This window comes from Variovorax sp. MPBD4-3, assembly GCF_058809745.1.
In genome coordinates this window covers 2542-21246 of sequence record NZ_JBXASW010000024.1, presented here as the reverse complement: position 1 = coordinate 21246, position 18705 = coordinate 2542, and the positions used below count along the sequence as shown (strand labels likewise).

Here is an 18705-nt window from a genome sequence, read left to right as displayed (position 1 = left end):
CGGTGCCTGCCCGGTGACGGGCGGGCAGTAAGTGAAAGATGAGGTTCGCCGCGGACCGCATACCACCGAGTATCGGGGCGGACGGCCGCCTGATCTTGCTGTCGCGCGCCTCCTCGCCGCTCGCGCGACAGCGATGGCGCTCAGCGCACCGAGCCGGCGGGCATGTGTGCCTCGGTGGCGTCGAGCACACGCTCGGGCTCGTCGGCTTCCAGCGGACTTTCCTGGTTCAGGTGTTGGTGCATGCGCACGGTGTCGAGGTCGCCGGTCCACTTGGCGACCACGATGGTGGCCACGCCGTTGCCGATCAGGTTGGTGAGCGCGCGGGCTTCCGACATGAAGCGGTCGATGCCCAGGATGAGCGCGAGCCCCGCCACCGGCACGTGTCCCACGGCCGACAGCGTGGCTGCCAGCACGATGAAGCCGCTCCCGGTGACACCGGCGGCGCCCTTCGAGGTGAGCAGCAGCACCGCCAGCAGCGTGAGCTGCTGCGTGAGCGTCATGTCGGTGTTGGTGGCCTGCGCGATGAACACGGCCGCCATCGTCAGGTAGATCGACGTGCCGTCAAGGTTGAACGAGTAGCCCGTGGGCACCACCAGGCCGACCACAGACTTCTTCGCGCCCAGGTTCTCGAGCTTGGCCATCATGCGCGGCAGAACCGATTCACTGGACGACGTGCCCAGCACGATCAGCAGTTCTTCCTTGATGTACTTGATGAACTTCCAGATGCTGAACCCATGGGCCCTGGCGATGCCCCCGAGCACCACGAAAATAAACAGCAGGCAGGTCGCGTAGAAAGTGGCCATCAGCTGGCCCAGTTGCAGCAGTGAGCTCACGCCGTACTTGCCGATGGTGAAGGCCATCGCGCCAAAGGCGCCGATGGGCGCGACCTTCATGATGTAGCCCACGATCACGAAGAGCACGTGCGAGCCCTTCTCGATCACGTCGAACACCAGCGTGCCGCGCCCGCCGAAGCGGTGCAGCGCGAAGCCGAACAGCACGGCAATCAGCAGAACCTGCAGGATCTCGCCCTTGGCGAAGGCATCGACCAGCGTGTTGGGGATGATGTTCAGGATGAAGTCGGTGGTGCTCTGCATCTTTCCCGGGCCCGTGTAGGCCGCGATGCTCTTGGTGTCGAGCTGGCTCACGTCCACGTTCATGCCCGCACCGGGCCGCACGATGTTGATGATGACCAGGCCCACCACCAGCGCGATGCTGGAGACGATCTCAAAGTACAGCAGCGCCAGGCCGCCGGTCTTGCCGACCTTCTTCATGTCTTCCATGCCGGCGATGCCGACCACCACCGTGCAGAAGATGATCGGGGCGATGATCATCTTGATGAGCTTGATGAAGCCGTCACCCAGCGGCTTCATCGACGCGCCGGTGTCCGGGTAGAAATGCCCCAGAAGCACACCGAGCACGATGGCGGTGATGACCTGGAAGTACAGGGACTTGTAGAAGGGTTTGGATGCGGATTGGGATTGGTGGTCCACGGAGGGTCTCCTAGAAATTGTCGGGGGCCGGCGGGGGGCGAGGCATGGCGTGGCAAGGTCGGCGACGGCACAGGGGTGCTGCGCAATCTCGCCCGTGGGGACGAGCTCGCCCATGTGGCTCATCGGCCTGTCTCCTGTGTCATGGCCGCGACTCGCATCGGACATGCGGCGGGCTTTGTTCCTCAGCAATCGACATGCCACGGCCCCGGCACACGCAGAAATGCGCTAAGTCGTTGATTTTTCGAGGGCTCCTGCAGACGAAGGAGCGCTGTCGCGCCGACATCCCGGATGAAGCGGTGACGAGCCGTCCGGCCATCCGGATCAACGGATGAGTACAAACCCTAGGGTTGCATCCTGGTCGCGGCGAACGCTCGGTGTGGATGAGATCCCCGACGACCTTTGAGCGCGGCTGATGACCGCCGCGCTGAAGGAGAGCTGCCGGACCTCGAGAAGCTTGGCCGAAATCGTCGTCCAGGAATGCGGCCTGTCCGAAGCGGCACTGACACTGCTGTTCCCTGTCGAGCACAAGCGCGGTCTTGGAGTGGCACCTAACCTCTCCCCTTCACGGCGTGGCCCCATCTTTCGTCTGCCGCCAAAGCTCTGAATAGAGTCAGTTAAAAAAAGACTAACGGCATCGGTCACAAAACAAACCAATTTTCCGAAAGCAAGTCGCGCAACTTCGATGTTGATGTATGCCGTTAGTATGTTTATCATCCTGAGCCATGGCCGCCGCCCCACTACCTCCTCGCTGTGCGGACGCTCCCCACCCTTCAGGAAACGTGACTGCCTTCGGGGAAGCTTTCGAGGGTTGGCTCTCCGACCAGCGCGACTCGGGCCTGCTGCGTCAGGAAGGCTCGGTTTCCGTCTACCAAGACATGTGGCAAGCCTTTGTGGCCTGGTGCCTGGGACAGTCCCCTGTGGTGAGCCTATCCAGCCTGGATCTGGCTGACCTGCAGGCATTCCAAGCAGCACGCTTCAGTCGCAAGACCTCGGATCAGTCGCTCACCCCCCGCTATGCACTGCGGCTGATACGACTGATCGACAGGGTGCTCCGCCACCATGCAGCGCGAACCGATACCAAGGTCAACACGGCTGCGGCAAACTGGCTGGCGGCCAATCCCGAGGTCCGCTATGCAGATGCCTCGCATGCCGATCCGCTGCCGGAGTACCTCTCGCCGAGCGAAGCCGGGCAGCTCATCGCCTTTCTTTCGGCCGCCCGACCACGGCCCGGCACTGTGCGAGAAACTCAGCCAGCGCTGCCCTGGCAGGAAGTCCGCAACCGCGTGTCCGTGGCTTTGCAGCTCGGCGCCGGGCTCACGCCGGGCGACGTGCGGGCGTTGACGCTCGCCTCGCCTCTCACGCAAGGCGGCAGCGCACGCGAGCGACCGTGGAAGCTTCATGTGCCTGGAAACGGCAATTCACCGGCGCGCGAAACGCCGGTGGCGCCCTGGGCTGCGGAGCTGCTGCGGCACTGGCTGACTGTGCGAGCAGAGTCAGGTGTAACGGGACAATACCTGTTCCCGTCCACGCGCAGCGGCAAGCAATGGCAAAAGCCCTCTCAGTACGAGCGCGCAAGACAGGTGCTCGAGGACGCCGGCATGAACTCTCGCGAAGGCGGTTCGTTCCGACTGCGGCACACCTTTGCCCTTAGGCAATTGCGACGAGGAACATCGCCGGAGGAGGTAGCCCGATGGCTGGGCATCGAGCCGGGGAAGATGAGGCGCTACGAACGGGTGCTACCGGCCTTGGTCGAGGTGGTCTGAGTAGAGGTTTGTGAGGTGCGCCAAGTCGCGATTCCGCCCGCAGATCGAATGGGCCCGTAGTAACCGTCCGCTCACTGACTCGCGGAGGGTCGCTTGGGCATTGCTTGTTGATTTCCATGCAATCCTGACACACGGGGGGTGCGGATAAAAACTTGGACTGTTTTTATGCCGCAAGTCCAAGGCTCACCCGATATTCGATCGGGCTGAGAGAGCCGAGCGAGATCTTGATCCGCTTTTCGTTGTACCAGCGGATGTACGCGTCGAGCGCCTCAACGAGCTGCTCGATGGTGGCGTTCTTCCAATTCCGAGGATAGAACAGCTCGTTCTTCAGCCGTCCGAAGAAGCCTTCGCAGGCGGCGTTGTCAGGCGAGCATGCCTTGCGAGACATCGAGCGCGTGAAGTTCGCGTCGCTCATTCTGGACAACCAACCTGGCCAGCGGTAGTGGCCGCCCCGATCGGACTGAACCACGAGACGATCAGCCGTGTCGGCCACCGTCTCGATGGCTGCGTCCAGCATCGTGTTGACCAACTCGGCGTCCGGGCTGGTTCCAATGGTCCAGCTGACGACCATTCCATCGAAGCAGTCGATGATGGGCGAGAGGTACACATTGCCAGCCGGGATCTGGAACTCTGTGATGTCCGTGAGCGATTACTCGCTGGGGACCGCGGCCTGGAAGTCGCGATTGATGAGGTTCTCAGGCGCTGGACTGATCTCGCCAAGGTATGACGCATACCTGCGCTTCCTGGGCTTTGGAACAACCAGGCTTTCCTGCTTCATCAACCACTGCACAACCTTCTCGGAGATCGCTACGTCCTGTCTGGTGAGCGAAGCTTGCAGCCTGCGGTAGCCATAGCAGCGGTGATTTGACTCAAAGATGTCGGTGATGGATTGCCGCACCTTCAGGTACTTGTCGCCCACCGCTGCACGGGTCCGGTGATAGAAGTACGAGCTACGCGCAAGATCCAACTGTGCAAGGAGCTCTGGCAGATCATAGTGCTCCCTGAGGGCGTCAATCAGCAGTGTCTTCTCCCGATTCGACAGGAGCTGCAGGTCGACGCCCAGGCCTTTTTTTAACAGTTCGTGGGCCTTGTTCAAGAGGTCCTGCTCGAGGCGCAGTTGCCTGCCTTCGCGGCGCAGCGACTCAACCTGACGCTCGAGCTCGTCGCGCTCTTGCGACGGCGTAGATTGATTGGTACTTCTCATGGATGCGGGTGCCTCGCGTCCCAGAAGTTGATTCTTCCAGTTGTACAGCGTTGGCCGGCACACGCCGAACTTGTCGGCTACAGCTTGGGCACTTTTCTCGCGCGTGCAGAGCTCCATGACTCCTGCTTGCATCAGTTCCCCAGAATACCGTCGTCGCACCGTACTGCCGACGACAGGCCTTCTGGCCACAGGAAGGGCCTCGCGTTTCCAGGCAGTTAGCGTCCCCCTGCAGGGATAGCCCATTGCCCTCATGGTGGCCGCAATGCAGCGGTCGTGAGCAAGGTAATGCTCAATAGCTGCCGCCTTCTGTTGCTTCGAGAACTTGGCTGCTCGGCCCGTAAAGCCCGTCGGCAAGTCGAGCTTCTGCGGGTCTTCGTTGTACCAGCCCTTCAGGGAATTCTTTGTTGGATAACCCAACTGACGGATAGTGGGTCTGACGCGTTTGCCAAGCTTGATGTAGAGCTCAACGGATCGAATCCGATCTTCGTATGCTCCCCCGCAGCCGCTGGGTCTTCTACGCCTTCTATCCGGCACACCTCTCGCTGCTCGCAGTGGTACAGCAGCGGGTGTGAAGTACCTCAACCGCAGCAGCGATAGCTCTCAACAACCCATTTCTCCACGTGACTTTCGCATTCGCGCTCCGGACATCCATTTCGCCTGTCCGACGCAGAAGCTCCCGTCTCACATCGAACAGGAAGCTCATGGCGCCCGCCCACTGTTAAAGCTACTCCCCTTGCCATGAACAAAAAGGACGCCAGCCGCAGCAACAGATGCCTGCTCAGCTTTCGTCACTTGACAGCCGAGGCTTGCATTCATTCGGGAAAGAATCGCAGGATACACCGCCATCGGCGACAGCTCACGCCGAGGCCTTGGCGGCAGCCGTCGCTCACGGGCTTACCGGGCCTGCTCGTCCGCTGATCTGGTACTCGTGCGCTCCGAAGCTTGGCTTCTGACCTGCTCGCTCCAGCGATCGGCCATTCGCCGCGCATCGGTCTCTACGACCGGCATGCGCGCGATGAAGCGATCAACACGGTCCGCCAGATCGCCCTGCCCTTGCCTTCGAAGCACCTCTGCCGTGGCAAGCCAGTCTGCGACCACGGCTCCTCGTGTACGTTGCATCACATCCTTGCCAATGTCCAAGACACTGCGTCTTGAGCGTAGGGCCTGAAGCACGCCTTTCAGCTTCAGGAGCATGAAGACTGAAGTCTTCGGCGGTTTGCGAGCCGCCCGTTCGCCGCTCGGCAACTGCTCAAACGTTCGAAGCGCCCGCAATCGGTGAAGCATCGCGTCTCTGAACGGCTTGCGAATCTGCCCCCGAATCTGTCGCGGCGTCGCATTGGCTGCCACGCCCTGCTCGCGCATCAGGGCGGCAAACTGCTCTCGCCATCGCCGCAACGTGTCCTTGCGGATATAGAGACGCTTGCCGAGTTCGAACTCATGCTCGCACTTGACCACCAGGTGGACGTGCGGGTGCGGCTGATCGGTGTGCAGCACCATGGCATAGCGGTATTGCAGCGCGAAGTTCTCGCGCGCGAACAGGCGCGATGCGGCCAGAACCTTTTCCGCCGGCGTGCCAGCCGGCATCGACAACACGATGTTGTGGACCAACTTTGCACGCGGGTCTTTCCGATCTCTGGTCGACTTGGGCTTGTACTGGCTCCTGCAAAGGTCCAGTTGCCAGTCCGACGCGATCTCCTGGACCGCGCCTCGACCCTGGAGCGTCAGTCCGTCATCGATTTCGATCGGCAGCTTGCCGTGCCGGCCGATGTAGCCCAGATGCGCGCCGACCCCGGCCACATCTCGTCCACCACCAGAAACCTTCACCATCACCTCAGGTGTGCGGGTCACAGTGCGCTTGATTTGTGCGATCTGGTCGACGCCAAAGCGCAAGTTGCCCCCCGGCCCTCGCCGGCCATAGCTCACGATATCGAGCGCCATGTCGCTCATTGCACGAGCCGGGCCGCAATTGCTGCGCCCGAGCCGGACCGTCTGCTTAGGCATGACCCATCTCGCTGCCGGTCTCCCAGCTGACAAGGTTCCAGCGCACAACAGCAGCCGTAACTTCACATGCCCTCTCGACTTCTTTCCGGACCAGTGTGATCACCTCGATCAGTTCAGACGTTGCCGCCGCCGAGCTGTTCGACATGCCGAACATCCGAAGCATCCGTCCGAGCGCGGCCAGTTGTGCACAAGTCACCCTGATCTGGTCTAGTTCCTTCGGGGGCAACACCGCCGGACCACGGACATGATTGTGGATTAACATGGCCAAGTAGGTGCCGGTCTTCATTCGACGGGCAGCGGCTCGCTCTGCTGCCAGCCTTCGATCACCCTCGCGAAGCCGCAGTGTGACGCGATCTTCGAGAGGGTCAGGGGCGATCGAAACGGGGGTGAGCGACCGCGTGGCTGACCCGCATGTCACCGGGTCGTTGGTCTTCACCACTTCGTTGATCATCGCGGCGAGCAGCCCTGCCTCGCTGAGTTCATGGCGCGCGGCCAGCGCGGCGAACCGCGCCCTCGCTTCAGGCTGCACCCGGACACCAATCACGCTCGATCGAGAGGGCTTGGTCATCGCAACGCCATGGCTGTTAACAACGTCTGACGGCAGTCTATCCTGCCCTCATCACCGCACAAGAACCTCGCTCAGCACGCGTGCCCACGACCTTCACCGCCCCCTCGCGGCAGTGCAGGGAGGCGCGCCCCCGCCCCGTTTCAACCAGGGCGCGCCCGCCGTCACCGCTGCCGCCTCTCCCCCCTGTCGCCAGGCCGAACGCGTCTCGATGTTCGGCGCGCCGAACATCGACTACGACGCCTCATCTGGCGTCGACTCCGAGATCACGTGCAGCGGTGCGGGCAGCCAGCGCGAGCCTTCCAAGCTGACGGCGCAGTGCACCAAGAGCTCGGCTGAGCTTAAGGCTAGCCATGGCCTGCGCGGCATCGATGTCGCTGACCTCCTTCACGGCATCCAGCACCTTGAGGCCGATGCCGCACGGCGCGTAGCGCAGTGGCTGGGCTGGCAGGCCCAGGAGCGCGTCCGGTGAAGCCTCGAGCGGCGCCTGCGCGATACGCATATCACGCAGTTCAAGCTCATCGCAGACTTCGACTGCAGCTGGCCCACGCAGGTCGATCGCTCGGTCATCGAGGAACTCATGACGCTGCAGTTCCTCGCCGACGCCACCCACGGCGTGGGCAAGAAGATGTGCGCCTGCAACCTGGGCTGCCAGGCCATACTCTCCAGTCAAACGGCGCTGTTCGTCATCGCCGGGCAGTTGCTGGGAGACCTCGCCGCCCCGGACAGCGACGCGGCCCTGCGCAGCAAGCTGCGCCGCTACGCCGCGCCCGACGTACTGCTCATCGACGAGGTCGGCTACCTGTCCTGCTCGAACCGTCACGCCGACTTGCTTTTCGAGTTCGTGAGCCGCCGCGATCAGCACAAGAGTACCGTGGTGACAATGAAAAAGGCGTTCGCAGACTGGGGCGAGGTCTTCCCCAACGCGGCGCGCGTCGTCTCGCTCGTGGACCGCCTCATGCACCGCGTCGAGGTCGTGCGTATCGAGGGCGAGTCCTATTGCGCCAAGGAAGCTCAGGAGCGGCTCGCCGCGCGCGCCGGGCAGCGCTCGGGCAAGTCTGGCAGGAGCAAGTCGTGAGCTCGCCAGGCGCCGCACCACCGCCACTACGCACGCACTGGACGCCGCAGTAGGCCCTGGCCGTCTTCGCGTGTCTGCATGTGCTGCGCGAGCAGTTGTGGTCGATGTCTGGATCGGCCGCGCAGCAGGCCTGGCGGGAACAGCTTGTGCAGCACCCGCCTGAGTCGTCCTTCGATCCGGACGAACCGTTCTGAGCTACCGCGACTCCTCCAATGCAACGCGGGCCTCTCACGGGCCCTCAGCGTTTGCGACTCACGCGGCCGGCAAACCCGCCGCCTCGCCGCCGAATTGAAGCGGATCTACGCCGCGCCAACAGTTGGGGCCGTTCGAGCGCGGCGCTCCCGCTTGAACAAGCTAGACGACCTTGTAGACCCGGATCACCACCGCCTCGCGCTCCGGCCGCAGCGAATTGAGTGTGCCGACATAGACGAAGTCGTTCAGCCAGCCGTACTTGCCCTCGGGCGCGGTGATTTGCAGGGTCGAGAACAAGTAGCGCGGTCCGTCCTTGGGCGAGCGCGAAAGCACGGTGTTGCGCACCGAGATGATCACGCCGTCCTCGGTCTTCAGCTCGTAGATCGCATCCAGGTTCTTGGCGCCGTCGTGGCGCAGCAACTGGCGGTCGGCGCCGCCGGCCATCACCTTGCCGCGCAGGCCAGGCCCCTCGAAGCTGCCACCGATGATCGGCACCATGAAGCGCTCGCCGAAGGGGCGATGCGCCCAGCGGCAGCGAAGGCGACAGGTCGACGATCGACTCGTAGACGAACTCAGTGCGCGGCAGCCCGACCGGGATGCCGGCGCTGGTGGGCGTGACGGCGGCCGAGGGTGCGTCGGCCGGGGTGGCGGCAACGGCCGAGCCGGACACCGCGGCGGCCAGGCCGGCCAGCATCAGCTGGCGGCGTGACCCGGCGGGCGCGAAGGAAGTGGTGAGCGAAGGCGTCATCCGGCGGTCTCCTGGAAGCCGGCGCCACGCGGGATCAGCGCGCCGGGCACTGTCGATCATGGTTATAGAAAAAATCAAATAGTCGGGACTTACTCGGGCGCCCAGCCCGGGCGCCGATGCACCAACGCTTCAGCCCATCACGTGCGCGCAACCCGACACCCGCACGCTCGCCCCCCGCTCCGGCGTGATGCCGACGTGCAGGCGCGACCGCATGCCCATGTCGTCACCCTGCACGATCTCGATCGCGCCTGCGTGCGGCCAGCCGATGTTGCGCAGATAGCCGCCCAGCGCCGCGGCGGCCGCGCCGGTGGCCGGGTCTTCAAGCACGCCGCCGATGGCGAAGGCATTGCGCGAATGGATCAGGCGCGGCGTCTCGGCATGGATCAGGTCGATGGTGCCGATGCCCTCAGCAGTCATCAGCGCGCGCCCGACCTCGAGTTGGTAGTGCATCGCCGCGAGGCGTTCGCGGCTGCGCAGCGCCAGCACCGGGTGATCGATGCCGGCATTGGCGATGGCGGGCGGGATCCGTGGATCCAGGTCGCCGCCGTGCAGCGTGAACAGTCGCAGCGCGGCCTGGCGCAGTGCGCCGTCGCGCCGCCCCTTGACGCTGATCCGGGCGGCATTGAGTTGGAGGGCATAGCGGGCGTCGCCCAGTCGCATCGCCAGGACGGCACCGAGCGCGATGGTCGCGTGCCCGCAGAACGCCACTTCCACTCCAGGCGCAAAGTAACGCACCCGCCAGCCGCCTTTCAGCAGGGTCCTCGACCAGTTCAGCGGCACTTCTTCAACCTGCCGGACAGACGCGCATGCATACAGGATTCAATACCTTCGAGGATAGGAGCCCAGAAGCCGGAACTCTGCGTGCTTCGCCAGCAGTTGGACGATCTGCGGCTGCGACGCATGACCCGCGACATCGACCACATACCGGTGCCCATCCAGCGACTGCTTGCCAGGGCGTTCGTAAATGGCGAGCACCCGGGCCGACCTCGCGAGCGCCTGTAGCGAACGCTGGAAGCGGGCTTCGTCGACCGTCAGCAGCAGGCTGGTCTTGTCGTTGCCGCTCGGCGCGGGCAGTGCGTGCCCCAGCACCCACCAGCGTGTGGTGTTGTGAGGTCCCTCCTCGATGCCGTCGGCGACCGACTTCAGCCCGTGGATGCGCGCCGCGCTCGGCGGCCCCATCGCCGCCATGTCCAACCCCGTCGCCTGTGCCACCAGTTGCGCCGCGGCGCCAGCACTGGCCGCGGGCCGGCGCTCGACATGCGGCATCTGCTGGTCCAGCCAGGGTTTGACCTCCTGCAATGCCACAGGATGGGCAACGACCGTGCGTATGTCCTCCCGGCCGGCCCCCGGCTTCGCCAGCAGGCTGTAGCCGAGCACCTTGGGGTACTCAGCCACCACCTGAACGTTCTCCAGCGCCAGCACATCGTCCAGGTAGGGTGTGGCGCCGACCACCGAGGTCGTAACAGGCACACAGGCGCGCTCGATGGTCTTCGCGCGCATCGCCTCGAACAGCGCGGCCCCGTCGAGGGCGATCAGGTCGGCATCGCCGAAGAGTTCGAGACAGGCCTGGTGGGTCCAGCTGCCGGCCGGCCCCAGGTAGCCGGTGCGTACACCGGCGGCGGTGCAGAGACTCATGGACAGCATGGTAATCACGGCGGCGCATTGGGAAGGAATTTTCATGGTCGGTGCAAGACAAGAAGGCAGCAAAGCGAAATGCGGTCCTTGGACAACGGAAGCCAGGCAGCTTGCACATCTGAATCAGGGACGACGCCATGATCCGGGTGCGGGACATCTCCCGCAACGCTTGCATGGCATGCATCTGCCGCACGTCGGCATGCCCCGCTCTTCCGGGCGCCAGGCTCATCGGCATTGCGCCGCGGGAAACCCCACGCAAGCCGGACGCGCGAGCGCAGCCGATCAGAATGACAATGTCCGACGAGATTTCCGTGTGCCTTCGATCAGGAGTGATGGCTGGTATTCGGCGCCAGCGTCCCGACGTGCGCTGGCCCGTGCGTCGACAGCCCGCGGTCCGGCAGCGGAATCGCGGCCCCTTCAAGCGCAGGCATCTCTGGCACTTGCAATGAATGCGCAGGCGACCTCGTTCCGCCCCCCCGTTGCCGAGAAACCGCCGTGCGATCGGCGCGTCGCACGCGCAGCAGGCGGCCATGCGAAGGTCTTGCTCGATCGGCAGCCCCAGCATGCCGCGCAAGCCCGGCCAGCTCCGCAAGGCTCACGCAGCCCAAGCTCCGCAAAGCCCATGCCGAGGTCGCACAGGGTGAACGCGATGTCGGGATCCTCGAGGTCGATCTCGCTGAGCAGCCAGGTGGCGCCCGCATCGGGCGTGAACAGCTTGACCACGGACAGCGGATCGAAATCCGCCTGCGCCCTCGCGGTCAGGCCGTTGGCCACCAGCTGGTCGAACTGCGCGTCGGTGAGGAAGGGAAAGATGGAAGCAGCCATGGCGTTCTCCTTGAACGGCTGAGGGCGGGATTGCCCGGCACCGCCCTCGGGCACGCCGCAGCGCAGCGGTCAGGGTTCGAAGACGGCCCGCGCACCGCCAGCGCGCCACGAAGAGGCGCGCGCAGCCCTTGACGGCAAGAACGACGTGCCATGCTGAAGGCGCCCACAGCAAGCCAGCCATCCCCCTTCCGCCTTGCTTCTTGCCGTGTTTCTTTTCTGCTTCTTCAGGCGGCCACGAAGCGAGCCGATGCGGGCCGCGCCCGCGAAGCGCAGCCCACGGCCCCCGGATGTCGTCGCGTGAGCGCACGCGGTTAGGATCGACCTCTATTCACAGGAGCGAGGCAATGAAGAAAAAAGCGGGATGGCTGATCGGAATCTGCATGACCGCGGCAGCCATAACGGCAGCCGCCGGCCCCTTCGGGCTCAATGCAGGAGACACGGTCGAGACTGTGGGCAAGGTCGCACAGCTCAAGCCCACCGAGCAGCAAGGCGTCTACACGGTGAGCCGCCTTCCCAACGGTCATCCCGACCTCGACGGCTACCGGTTGATCTTCGGCACCACCACCGGGTTGTGCCGCATCGCGGCGTGGACACCGATCGCCCAATCCAGCGCATACGGTGACGAGATCCGGCGCGATTTCCGCTCCTGGCAGGAGGCCCTGACCTCGAAGTACGGCGCGCCCGAGAAGTTCGACTACCTGCGCTCCGGAAGCATCTGGAACGAACCGAAGGACTGGACGATGTCGCTCGCCAAGAAGGAGCGAAAGCTCGTCGCGTTCTGGACGCCCACGCCGCCCATCGATCAGGTCTCGAGGATCGCCGTGGAAGCGATCGCGACAAGTGCCGGCAAGTACTCGATCAACCTGGAGTACGAGTTCGACAATTTCGATGCATGCAGCGCGTCGCTCAAATCGAAGAAGAACGCCAATCTCTGATGGCACGCGGGACCTGCGCCCGCTTTGGTTCTTGCCGCCCCCTCTCTCGGGGCCGCCCCATCGTCTGACCAGACCGCGGCTGGCCAGTCGCGCCGCCAGGTTGCCGAGCTAGTCAAAGTGGCCGAAGACCTGCACGCGTGGGTGAGCGCCGGTTGCTGGCCGGCGCCGGCACGCCGCAGCGCGGAGGGTTCGAGCGACGGCCACGAGGCCGCCAGCGCGCCGCAGCGAAAGAGGCAAGAGGCGCGCACAGACCTTGACGGCGAGAACGGTGTGCCACGATGAAGGAGCCAACAAGCACATCCACGCACCGCCAGCCCACGCGTCAGCGCACGGCTGGCCCGCCTTGTTTCTGCGCTCCTCCTTCGGGCATGCGCCAGCACCTGCTTGGGTTTTCGTGCATGCCCGTCGGGCAACGGAGCCCGTGATTTGCAACCGTCGCCGAAGGGAAGCGCCGCCTCGAGCTCGGCGAAGCGGCGCATCAAGCCTTCAGCGCGGCATCAATCCGCCGGCCCCACCATCGCCTGCAGCCGCTCGATCACGCCTGGCTCGACGAAGACGCAGGGCACATCGGGCGCCAGCGCAATGTCGGCCACCCTCGCGAAAACCTCGCGCTTCAGATGCGCCAGCCGCCCCGTGCGCCAGGCCTGCTCGGGCCGCATGTGGTGCTGGTCCGCCGGCACGCCGCTGCGCTCGGGGTCGCATTCGATGAGCGCGACAAAGCCTTCCTCGAACAGCTTGCGGTGCGCGTCGCACAGGCCCCAGCCTGTCACGGTGTGGCGCTCCATGCTCTGGCGCAGGCGCCTGTCGAACAGGATGCCGCCGGTATCGAAGCCGAGGCCGCATACCAGGCAGAGGTGCTGTTCCAGCGAAACGTGTGATTTCTCGTTCATGACGATCTCCGGTTGTTCGGGCGGAATTGCCCGCCGCCGGGACCGCACGGCGCAGCGCAGCAGTCAGGGGTCGACGACGGCCGCCAGGCCGCCAGCGCCGCACCGCGGCGCGCAGCCCTTGACGGCGAGAACGCCGTGCTACGGTGAAGGCCACAGCAAGACCGCCCTCCCCTTCCCGCTTCTGGGTGCGGCACGGGGCGACACGGACCGACGCGTCCATCGCACGGCCCGACCGGATGTCGCACACCCAGGGGCGCCCCAGCGCCCCCGGTCTCGCTCAGACGAGGCCGCGCTCGGCCATCGAGACCGCCCGGTTGCCGGCGACCACGAAGTGGTCGAGCACGCGCACGCCGATCAGTGCCAGCGCCGCCTTCAGGGCTTCGGTCACGTCCAGGTCCGCAGCCGACGGCTCCACCGCGCCCGAAGGGTGGTTGTGCGCCAGGATCACGGCCGCCGCGTTGTGCCGCAGCGCGCGCTTGAGCACCTCGCGCGGGTAGACCTCCGTCTGGGTCAGCGTGCCGCGAAACAGGTCCTCGAAGGCCAGCAAGGCGTGGCGCGCATCGAGGAACAGGACTGCGAAGCTCTCGTGCGCCTGTCCCGCGAAGTGCAGCTTGAGGTAGTCCGAGACGGCCGACAGGGACCGGAACGCCTCGCCCGGGCGCAGTTCCTCGGCCAGCAGTTCCCGCGCCAAGCGCAGCCCGCACAGCAGCTGCGCGCACCCCGGCAGCGAAGAGTCCTGCGCAAAACAGACCAGCTTGTGCAGCGAGCGGCCCTGCGCCGTGTACAGCCCCTCGGCCTCGGCACCGAGAAACGGACGCAGCGCGTCGAGCACGCCCAGCTCGCGTGCCGTGAAGACGCCGGACGATGCGGCGGAACAAAGCGACGACGGCCCGGACGCAGAAGGATCGACGGGGCATGAGGATGTGTTCATGACGAACTCCTGTGGATGACACAGGCGGGATTGCCTGCGAGACCCCGCCACCCCCTCGCAGCGCAGCGCTCAGGGCCGCCGCAGGCGCGCGGCACGCGCCGAGCACGCGAAGCGCGCGCAGGGCCTTGAACGCGAGAACGAGGGGGTAGCCTCAGGGCTCACAGGCAAGCCCTCCCCCACCCGAAAAGAGGCCACGGAGGTGCCCGCCTCCGACCCCATTCGCCGCCGTGCGGCGAGCGCCGTCACAGGCCGCAGGTAGGTCCGACAGGAACAGGATGCCCAGGGGGCGCAGGCGCAGCCCCCGCACCCTCCCCAGCGATCCAGGCGCAGCGGCAGCGCGCGATCGAACCGTCAAGCCTTGTCCGTGACCACTGTGAGGTGCCGCTTCGGGGGCCTCCCTCTCAGCGTGAACACCATCGACGCGACGGCACCGGCCGGACCTCGCTCGCCTCGATCCCGGGCAGTGTCTGCGCGTCGAACCGAGGCGAGCCCTCTGCCCTCGCCTCGACCACCTTGGCACCGGCCCCTTGAGGCCGCATTCGGTGATCGATCAGAACCGTCAAGGACCGCACGATACGGCAGCGACGATGCGGCCCCGTGCCCTGGCAGCCCATGAGCGAAACCGCCTCTCAGCCACGATCGAACGGCCGGGACGAGCCCAATGGTGCTAGCTGCGGCATCTCCCTGGCAACGATGAACGCGAAGGCTGCGCTCGCATCGCGTGCGGCTGCGAAAATGGCGCTCGGGTCGCTGCGCAGCATCCGCAGCCACGCATCGAGACAGGAAGAGGCGGCATGCCCTTGCATGCCCGCCCCGGTCAGGCCGCAGTGGCCCATGAGGAGGATGCTGCCGAGTTCGGCCACCAGCTCCTCGAATACCCAGGCCGCCTCGCCCGTGCAGCGTCCGAAGTCGCGGTCCAGCCGGCTCGCATGGCCGCTCCAGTGCACCAGCGCGCGCAGCAAGGCCGCGCAGTGGGCCTGCGCGCTCGCGAAGCTCGCGGGCCACGGCAGGCGGATCTCGTCGAGCACCGGCAGGTAGGCGGCGCGTTCATAACCATGGCGGATGACCGCGTCGTAGCCGCACAGCAGGCGCAGCACACGTTCGACGGGCGAGAAGGACGACGGCAGCGTCGCCTCCTCGGCGCAGCGCGCGAGAACCTCGGGCGGCAGCCCATCGATCTGCGCGACGTTGAAGAGCCAGAACGGCTCGCACCGCAGCACGCCGCGCGACCGCGGCACACCCCGCGCCCTCCCCGCCTTCGGACCTTCCACATCCCCGGCGGGATTGCCACCTCCCGCACCACCACGCCCGCTACGCGCGAACCGCGCGCACAGCACTGCCAGCTCTCCCCGGCGCACCTGGGCGCCGAGGCCGGCGGCCTGCCGGTAGGTCAGCCACACGTTGGAGGTATAGCCCTGTGCGGCCATAACCTCCAGCAGCAACAGCACATTGATGCCACGGTACGGCACCCCGGTCCGCCCATTGCGCGGCATCCCGTGCATCGCCGCGCGCCCCCAACGATCGCGGAACACGGACTCGCCCGCAGCAAGCACTGCGGCGACCCGTTCGGTCACGACCCGCTGGACATCCATATCCCCGCGCCCGCGAGGACGACCGCCGCGAAACAGGCTACCCGATCTCCCCTCACCTGCGGCAGCCCGGAGATCACGCTTGCGCACAAAAGGAACTGGCGTCAATGACAACGAAGGACTCGCATGCATGGCAGATACCTCCAGCAGAGCGCGCCGCAGCGCGAGAATTGACCGAACGTCGGACCCGCGATACCTTCCCCGACATCACAAGCGCGAGCGATGCCTCTGTCGGACATCGGCCCCAGGGCAAGCCCGACAAGGCCTCGACTACGCCCTGAGCGTGAACACCACCGAGAGGTACGACACCGGACCCGAATGGATCGCCTCGATGCCATGCAGCGCCGTCGCATCGACCAGCAGCGTGTCCCCCCCATTCACCTCGAACGCCTTCGAACCGTAGCGGTAGGTGACAGCCCCTGACAAGAAGTACAGGCTCTTGAGCCCCGGGGGCTGGAAGGTTGCGTACGGCCCGGCCTCCGGCACCAGCGTGACCAGGTAGGGCTCCACGAACAGGTTGCCCGACAGCGAGTGTCCGAGCAGCTCATACCGGTAGCCCGCCACGGCGCCGATGCGATCGACCACCAGCCCCTGCCCTGCACGCACATGGCAGAAGTCCGTGCGCCGGGCCGGATCCCCGAAAAAGCGCGACACGGGCACCTGCAAGCCCTGCGCGAGCCGCTCCAGCGTCGCCACCGAAGGCGAGACCAATCCGCGCTCGATGCGCGAACGCATTGAGGCCGAGATCTCCGACGCTAGCGCCAGTTGCCCGCCAGACAGCCCCGCCGCCATGCGAAGTGCCCTCACCTGCGCACCAATACGAACGGCGGACAGGCTGCGTACAACAGGTGCGGGTCGCTGGGGCCGCGCGCGCGTGATCGACGCCGGCAGCTTCGGCAAGTGCCCCGTAGGAAACGGAGATGGAAGCCAGACATTTCGCATGAACACAGGCCCATCGCAGAAGCATTAAGCAGGTCTATTGATTGTGACTCAAACAAGGCTGACTTAAAAGCATCTTTCTCGAAGACTTCCACTGTGACTAGTTCTAGGAATTCTTCGAAGCAACCCGCAGCCTCGGCAAGAGAAGTGCTTGCGTTGAATTTGATCCGGCAGCGCGGATTGAGGGGATGGTCACAGGAGGCCCTGGCGTTCGAGGCAGGACTGCATCGGACCTTCGTCGCTCACGTTGAACGTCAGGCTCGCAACATTTCACTTGACAATCTTGAGCGTCTCGCAGTGGCATTGGAGCTCAGGCCGTATCAGCTTCTTGAAGAGTAAATGCCGTCTCTCTTCCGAGGCGATCATAGAAATTCGTCTTACGTGAAGCGCGCACCAAGGCGCACTACACCCGGGGTGCGTTTGCACGCACCGCAGACCCAAGAGCGGATCGATAGTAAAAATATGGCACCGAAGCGCCGCTGCGGCGCTCGCCCCGCCTGCATCAACAACACCTTCTGTTGATTTCCATGGAATCCTGACCCACGGGGGGTGCGGCGATCCCAAGGGCACCTCGGTACTCGACGGGGCTGCAAGCGCCCAGTGAACTCTTGATGCGTTGCTAGTTGTACGAGAGAGGGCCTGCATACCGCGGGACAACCTATCATGTTCAAAACGATAGGAGCCGAAGGGTGATCGAAATCATGCTCAATGGCCGTTCTCTGGAGGCAGCCTCGCTCGAGCAACTGGATGTTTACTTTGACTTGGTCAACGCCGTTCCACAGTTCGAGCTGTGGGTGTCAGTGCCGGAGGGCCCGTCGATGTGCATGCTGCGCAATGGCCAGAGCGCTTGGCTGATGTACCTTCGAGGATCAGGTGACAGTGGCTTCAGATCGTGTGGTGAGCCAGGCCGACTCGGGGACGAGAATTTCGTGTTGAATAACGGACAGGTTGATGAGTACCCGCTGTCGTGGTGCATTGATCTTGAGCAGTGCTACAAGGCTATCGCCTACTTCTATCTGAACGATGGCGCGAGGCCCGAATGCATCACGTGGCATGAGGAATAGTGACGGTCTTCAGAGCCAGTACGTTCAGTGCAAGATCCAAACCCAGAATTGCCCAACACGTTACGCCGCCGAGACGACTCGGCTTGGGCCCGAATCTGTCGACGAAGAAGGCACGCAAGCGCGAGTTCCTTGAGGAGATGGATCGGTTGGTTCAGTGGAATGCGCTGGAGTAAATTGTCGAGCCGCACAGCACGCGGGCCAGGACAGGACGCCCAACCTTTGCCGTCGAGACGATGCTGCGGATTCACCATATGCAGCAATGGTTCGGGTCGAGCGACGCTGCCATGGAGGAAGCACTGCACGATGTGCGTTGTACCGAGAGTTCGATGCACGCGGCATTCGGCGACTCGGTCTATCGGGGCACGCACAAGTGAGCGGAGGCTGCGGGACGGACCTGGCACGTGGCGATGCGCCCGGGCAATCGCAGGCTGCTGAATCCGTTCATTGAACCTGACTTCGTGGCCGAGTGGGTGAAAAAGATGAACGCCAGCATCCGAGCCAAGGTCGAACACCCGTGCCAAGTGCGGAGGGCGCTTGCAGCACTCGAATCTGGCTGATAAAGCCCATGTGAGCGTGTCTGGTGCCGCGAAACCATGTTGAAATTGATCGCCCGCATGGCTCGCCGTCACCCAATTCAATCCGCTGCGATTGCAAACCACGTTCTGCAGACCATCCCTGGAAAAACTGCCACGAGTAAAGCGAGGACGTCAGATGCTGCCCCTTCAATCGAGGACCAATTCTTGGGCGGCGCCAACAGGACAAGGTCTGCTTGTCACGCATCATCGAATGCTTCGATGGGATAGTGGCGAGTTGAGAAAGTTCTGCTGCCACGACGCTGCTCGCACCAGGCGGACAA

General features: G+C 64.6%; 14 protein-coding genes and 4 pseudogenes. 6 read left to right on the top strand and 12 right to left on the bottom strand.

The window, feature by feature from the left end; all coding sequences use genetic code 11:
* Positions 1 to 140: 140 nt before the first annotated feature.
* Positions 141 to 1490 carry a dicarboxylate/amino acid:cation symporter gene (locus AC1RVW_RS16040; RefSeq protein ID WP_155742405.1) on the bottom strand — a complete coding sequence of 450 codons (1350 nt, stop codon included), beginning with the start codon at positions 1488 to 1490 and terminating at the stop codon, positions 141 to 143.
* A 779-nt stretch (positions 1491 to 2269) separates the two neighbouring features.
* On the opposite strand from AC1RVW_RS16040, the gene AC1RVW_RS16035 reads away from it, so the two are divergent.
* On the top strand, positions 2270 to 3253 hold the full coding sequence (locus AC1RVW_RS16035) for a tyrosine-type recombinase/integrase (RefSeq protein WP_493201038.1): 984 nt from the start codon (positions 2270 to 2272) through the stop codon (positions 3251 to 3253).
* A gap of 163 nt (positions 3254 to 3416) precedes the next feature.
* Here the strand turns inward: AC1RVW_RS16035 and AC1RVW_RS16030 are convergent.
* The 3 genes and pseudogenes from AC1RVW_RS16030 to AC1RVW_RS16020 form a co-directional block, all read right to left on the bottom strand.
* Positions 3417 to 4991: pseudogene (locus tag AC1RVW_RS16030) on the bottom strand (IS3 family transposase).
* A 360-nt stretch (positions 4992 to 5351) separates the two neighbouring features.
* The gene (locus AC1RVW_RS16025; RefSeq protein ID WP_081266183.1) at positions 5352 to 6458 is read right to left on the bottom strand and encodes a relaxase/mobilization nuclease domain-containing protein; all 1107 of its coding nucleotides are present in this window, start codon (positions 6456 to 6458) and stop codon (positions 5352 to 5354) included.
* Positions 6451 to 7026 (bottom strand): hypothetical protein, encoded by a 576-nt coding sequence (locus tag AC1RVW_RS16020; protein WP_253819736.1) that lies wholly within the window; start codon positions 7024 to 7026, stop codon positions 6451 to 6453. The genes AC1RVW_RS16025 and AC1RVW_RS16020 overlap by 8 nt, the downstream gene beginning before the upstream one ends.
* Before the next feature lie 364 nt (positions 7027 to 7390).
* Here AC1RVW_RS16020 and AC1RVW_RS16015 point away from each other — a divergent pair.
* Positions 7391 to 8101: pseudogene (locus AC1RVW_RS16015) on the top strand (ATP-binding protein).
* A 354-nt stretch (positions 8102 to 8455) separates the two neighbouring features.
* Here AC1RVW_RS16015 and AC1RVW_RS16010 read toward each other — a convergent pair.
* The 4 genes and pseudogenes from AC1RVW_RS16010 to AC1RVW_RS15995 form a co-directional block, all read right to left on the bottom strand.
* The gene (locus AC1RVW_RS16010) at positions 8456 to 8791 is read right to left on the bottom strand and encodes a DUF3237 domain-containing protein (protein ID WP_493201035.1); all 336 of its coding nucleotides are present in this window, start codon (positions 8789 to 8791) and stop codon (positions 8456 to 8458) included.
* Positions 8792 to 9170: 379 nt separating this feature from the next.
* Positions 9171 to 9821 carry a PhzF family phenazine biosynthesis protein gene (locus AC1RVW_RS16005; protein WP_493201033.1) on the bottom strand — a complete coding sequence of 217 codons (651 nt, stop codon included), beginning with the start codon at positions 9819 to 9821 and terminating at the stop codon, positions 9171 to 9173.
* Positions 9822 to 9860: 39 nt separating this feature from the next.
* Positions 9861 to 10685: a prephenate dehydratase gene (locus AC1RVW_RS16000; protein WP_106938482.1), complete on the bottom strand. Its 825-nt coding sequence runs from the start codon at positions 10683 to 10685 to the stop codon at positions 9861 to 9863.
* A gap of 514 nt (positions 10686 to 11199) precedes the next feature.
* Positions 11200 to 11501: pseudogene (locus AC1RVW_RS15995) on the bottom strand (DUF2958 domain-containing protein); the annotation flags it as partial.
* Positions 11502 to 11845: 344 nt separating this feature from the next.
* Between AC1RVW_RS15995 and AC1RVW_RS15990 the strand changes: the two are divergent.
* Positions 11846 to 12436 (top strand): hypothetical protein, encoded by a 591-nt coding sequence (locus tag AC1RVW_RS15990; RefSeq protein WP_493201031.1) that lies wholly within the window; start codon positions 11846 to 11848, stop codon positions 12434 to 12436.
* Positions 12437 to 12933: 497 nt separating this feature from the next.
* Here the strand turns inward: AC1RVW_RS15990 and AC1RVW_RS15985 are convergent, their stop codons facing one another.
* The 4 genes from AC1RVW_RS15985 to AC1RVW_RS15970 form a co-directional block, all read right to left on the bottom strand.
* Complete coding sequence (locus AC1RVW_RS15985) at positions 12934 to 13326, bottom strand: ATPase (RefSeq protein WP_493201029.1); 393 nt, start codon at positions 13324 to 13326, stop codon at positions 12934 to 12936.
* Between the two features lie 277 nt (positions 13327 to 13603).
* Complete coding sequence (locus tag AC1RVW_RS15980) at positions 13604 to 14257, bottom strand: JAB domain-containing protein (RefSeq protein ID WP_106937785.1); 654 nt, start codon at positions 14255 to 14257, stop codon at positions 13604 to 13606.
* Between the two features lie 629 nt (positions 14258 to 14886).
* Positions 14887 to 15849 carry an ArdC family protein gene (locus tag AC1RVW_RS15975; RefSeq protein ID WP_493201027.1) on the bottom strand — a complete coding sequence of 321 codons (963 nt, stop codon included), beginning with the start codon at positions 15847 to 15849 and terminating at the stop codon, positions 14887 to 14889.
* Positions 15850 to 16116: 267 nt separating this feature from the next.
* Positions 16117 to 16680 (bottom strand): helix-turn-helix domain-containing protein, encoded by a 564-nt coding sequence (locus tag AC1RVW_RS15970; RefSeq protein ID WP_493201090.1) that lies wholly within the window; start codon positions 16678 to 16680, stop codon positions 16117 to 16119.
* 66 nt (positions 16681 to 16746) lie between these two features.
* On the opposite strand from AC1RVW_RS15970, the gene AC1RVW_RS15965 reads away from it, so the two are divergent.
* The 3 genes and pseudogenes from AC1RVW_RS15965 to AC1RVW_RS15955 form a co-directional block, all read left to right on the top strand.
* Positions 16747 to 17124, top strand: coding sequence for a helix-turn-helix domain-containing protein (locus tag AC1RVW_RS15965; protein WP_493201025.1), 378 nt, complete (start codon positions 16747 to 16749; stop codon positions 17122 to 17124).
* Between the two features lie 350 nt (positions 17125 to 17474).
* Positions 17475 to 17849, top strand: a complete 375-nt coding sequence (locus AC1RVW_RS15960) for an Imm1 family immunity protein (RefSeq protein WP_216639195.1) — start codon at positions 17475 to 17477, stop codon at positions 17847 to 17849.
* A 47-nt stretch (positions 17850 to 17896) separates the two neighbouring features.
* Positions 17897 to 18174, top strand: a pseudogene (locus tag AC1RVW_RS15955) (transposase); the annotation flags it as partial.
* Between the last annotated feature and the right edge of the window lie 531 nt (positions 18175 to 18705).

Excerpts from the sequence above, each read along its gene's own strand:
- AC1RVW_RS16025 (WP_081266183.1), bottom strand. The coding sequence starts at position 6,458 with ATGCCTAAGCAGACGGTCCGGCTCGGGCGCAGCAATTGCGGCCCGGCT.
- AC1RVW_RS16020 (WP_253819736.1), bottom strand. The coding sequence starts at position 7,026 with ATGACCAAGCCCTCTCGATCGAGCGTGATTGGTGTCCGGGTGCAGCCT.
- AC1RVW_RS16010 (WP_493201035.1), bottom strand. The coding sequence starts at position 8,791 with ATGGTGCCGATCATCGGTGGCAGCTTCGAGGGGCCTGGCCTGCGCGGC.
- AC1RVW_RS16000 (WP_106938482.1), bottom strand. The coding sequence starts at position 10,685 with ATGCTGTCCATGAGTCTCTGCACCGCCGCCGGTGTACGCACCGGCTAC.
- AC1RVW_RS15990 (WP_493201031.1), top strand. The coding sequence starts at position 11,846 with ATGAAGAAAAAAGCGGGATGGCTGATCGGAATCTGCATGACCGCGGCA.
- AC1RVW_RS15985 (WP_493201029.1), bottom strand. The coding sequence starts at position 13,326 with ATGAACGAGAAATCACACGTTTCGCTGGAACAGCACCTCTGCCTGGTA.
- AC1RVW_RS15980 (WP_106937785.1), bottom strand. The coding sequence starts at position 14,257 with ATGAACACATCCTCATGCCCCGTCGATCCTTCTGCGTCCGGGCCGTCG.
- AC1RVW_RS15975 (WP_493201027.1), bottom strand. The coding sequence starts at position 15,849 with ATGGATGTCCAGCGGGTCGTGACCGAACGGGTCGCCGCAGTGCTTGCT.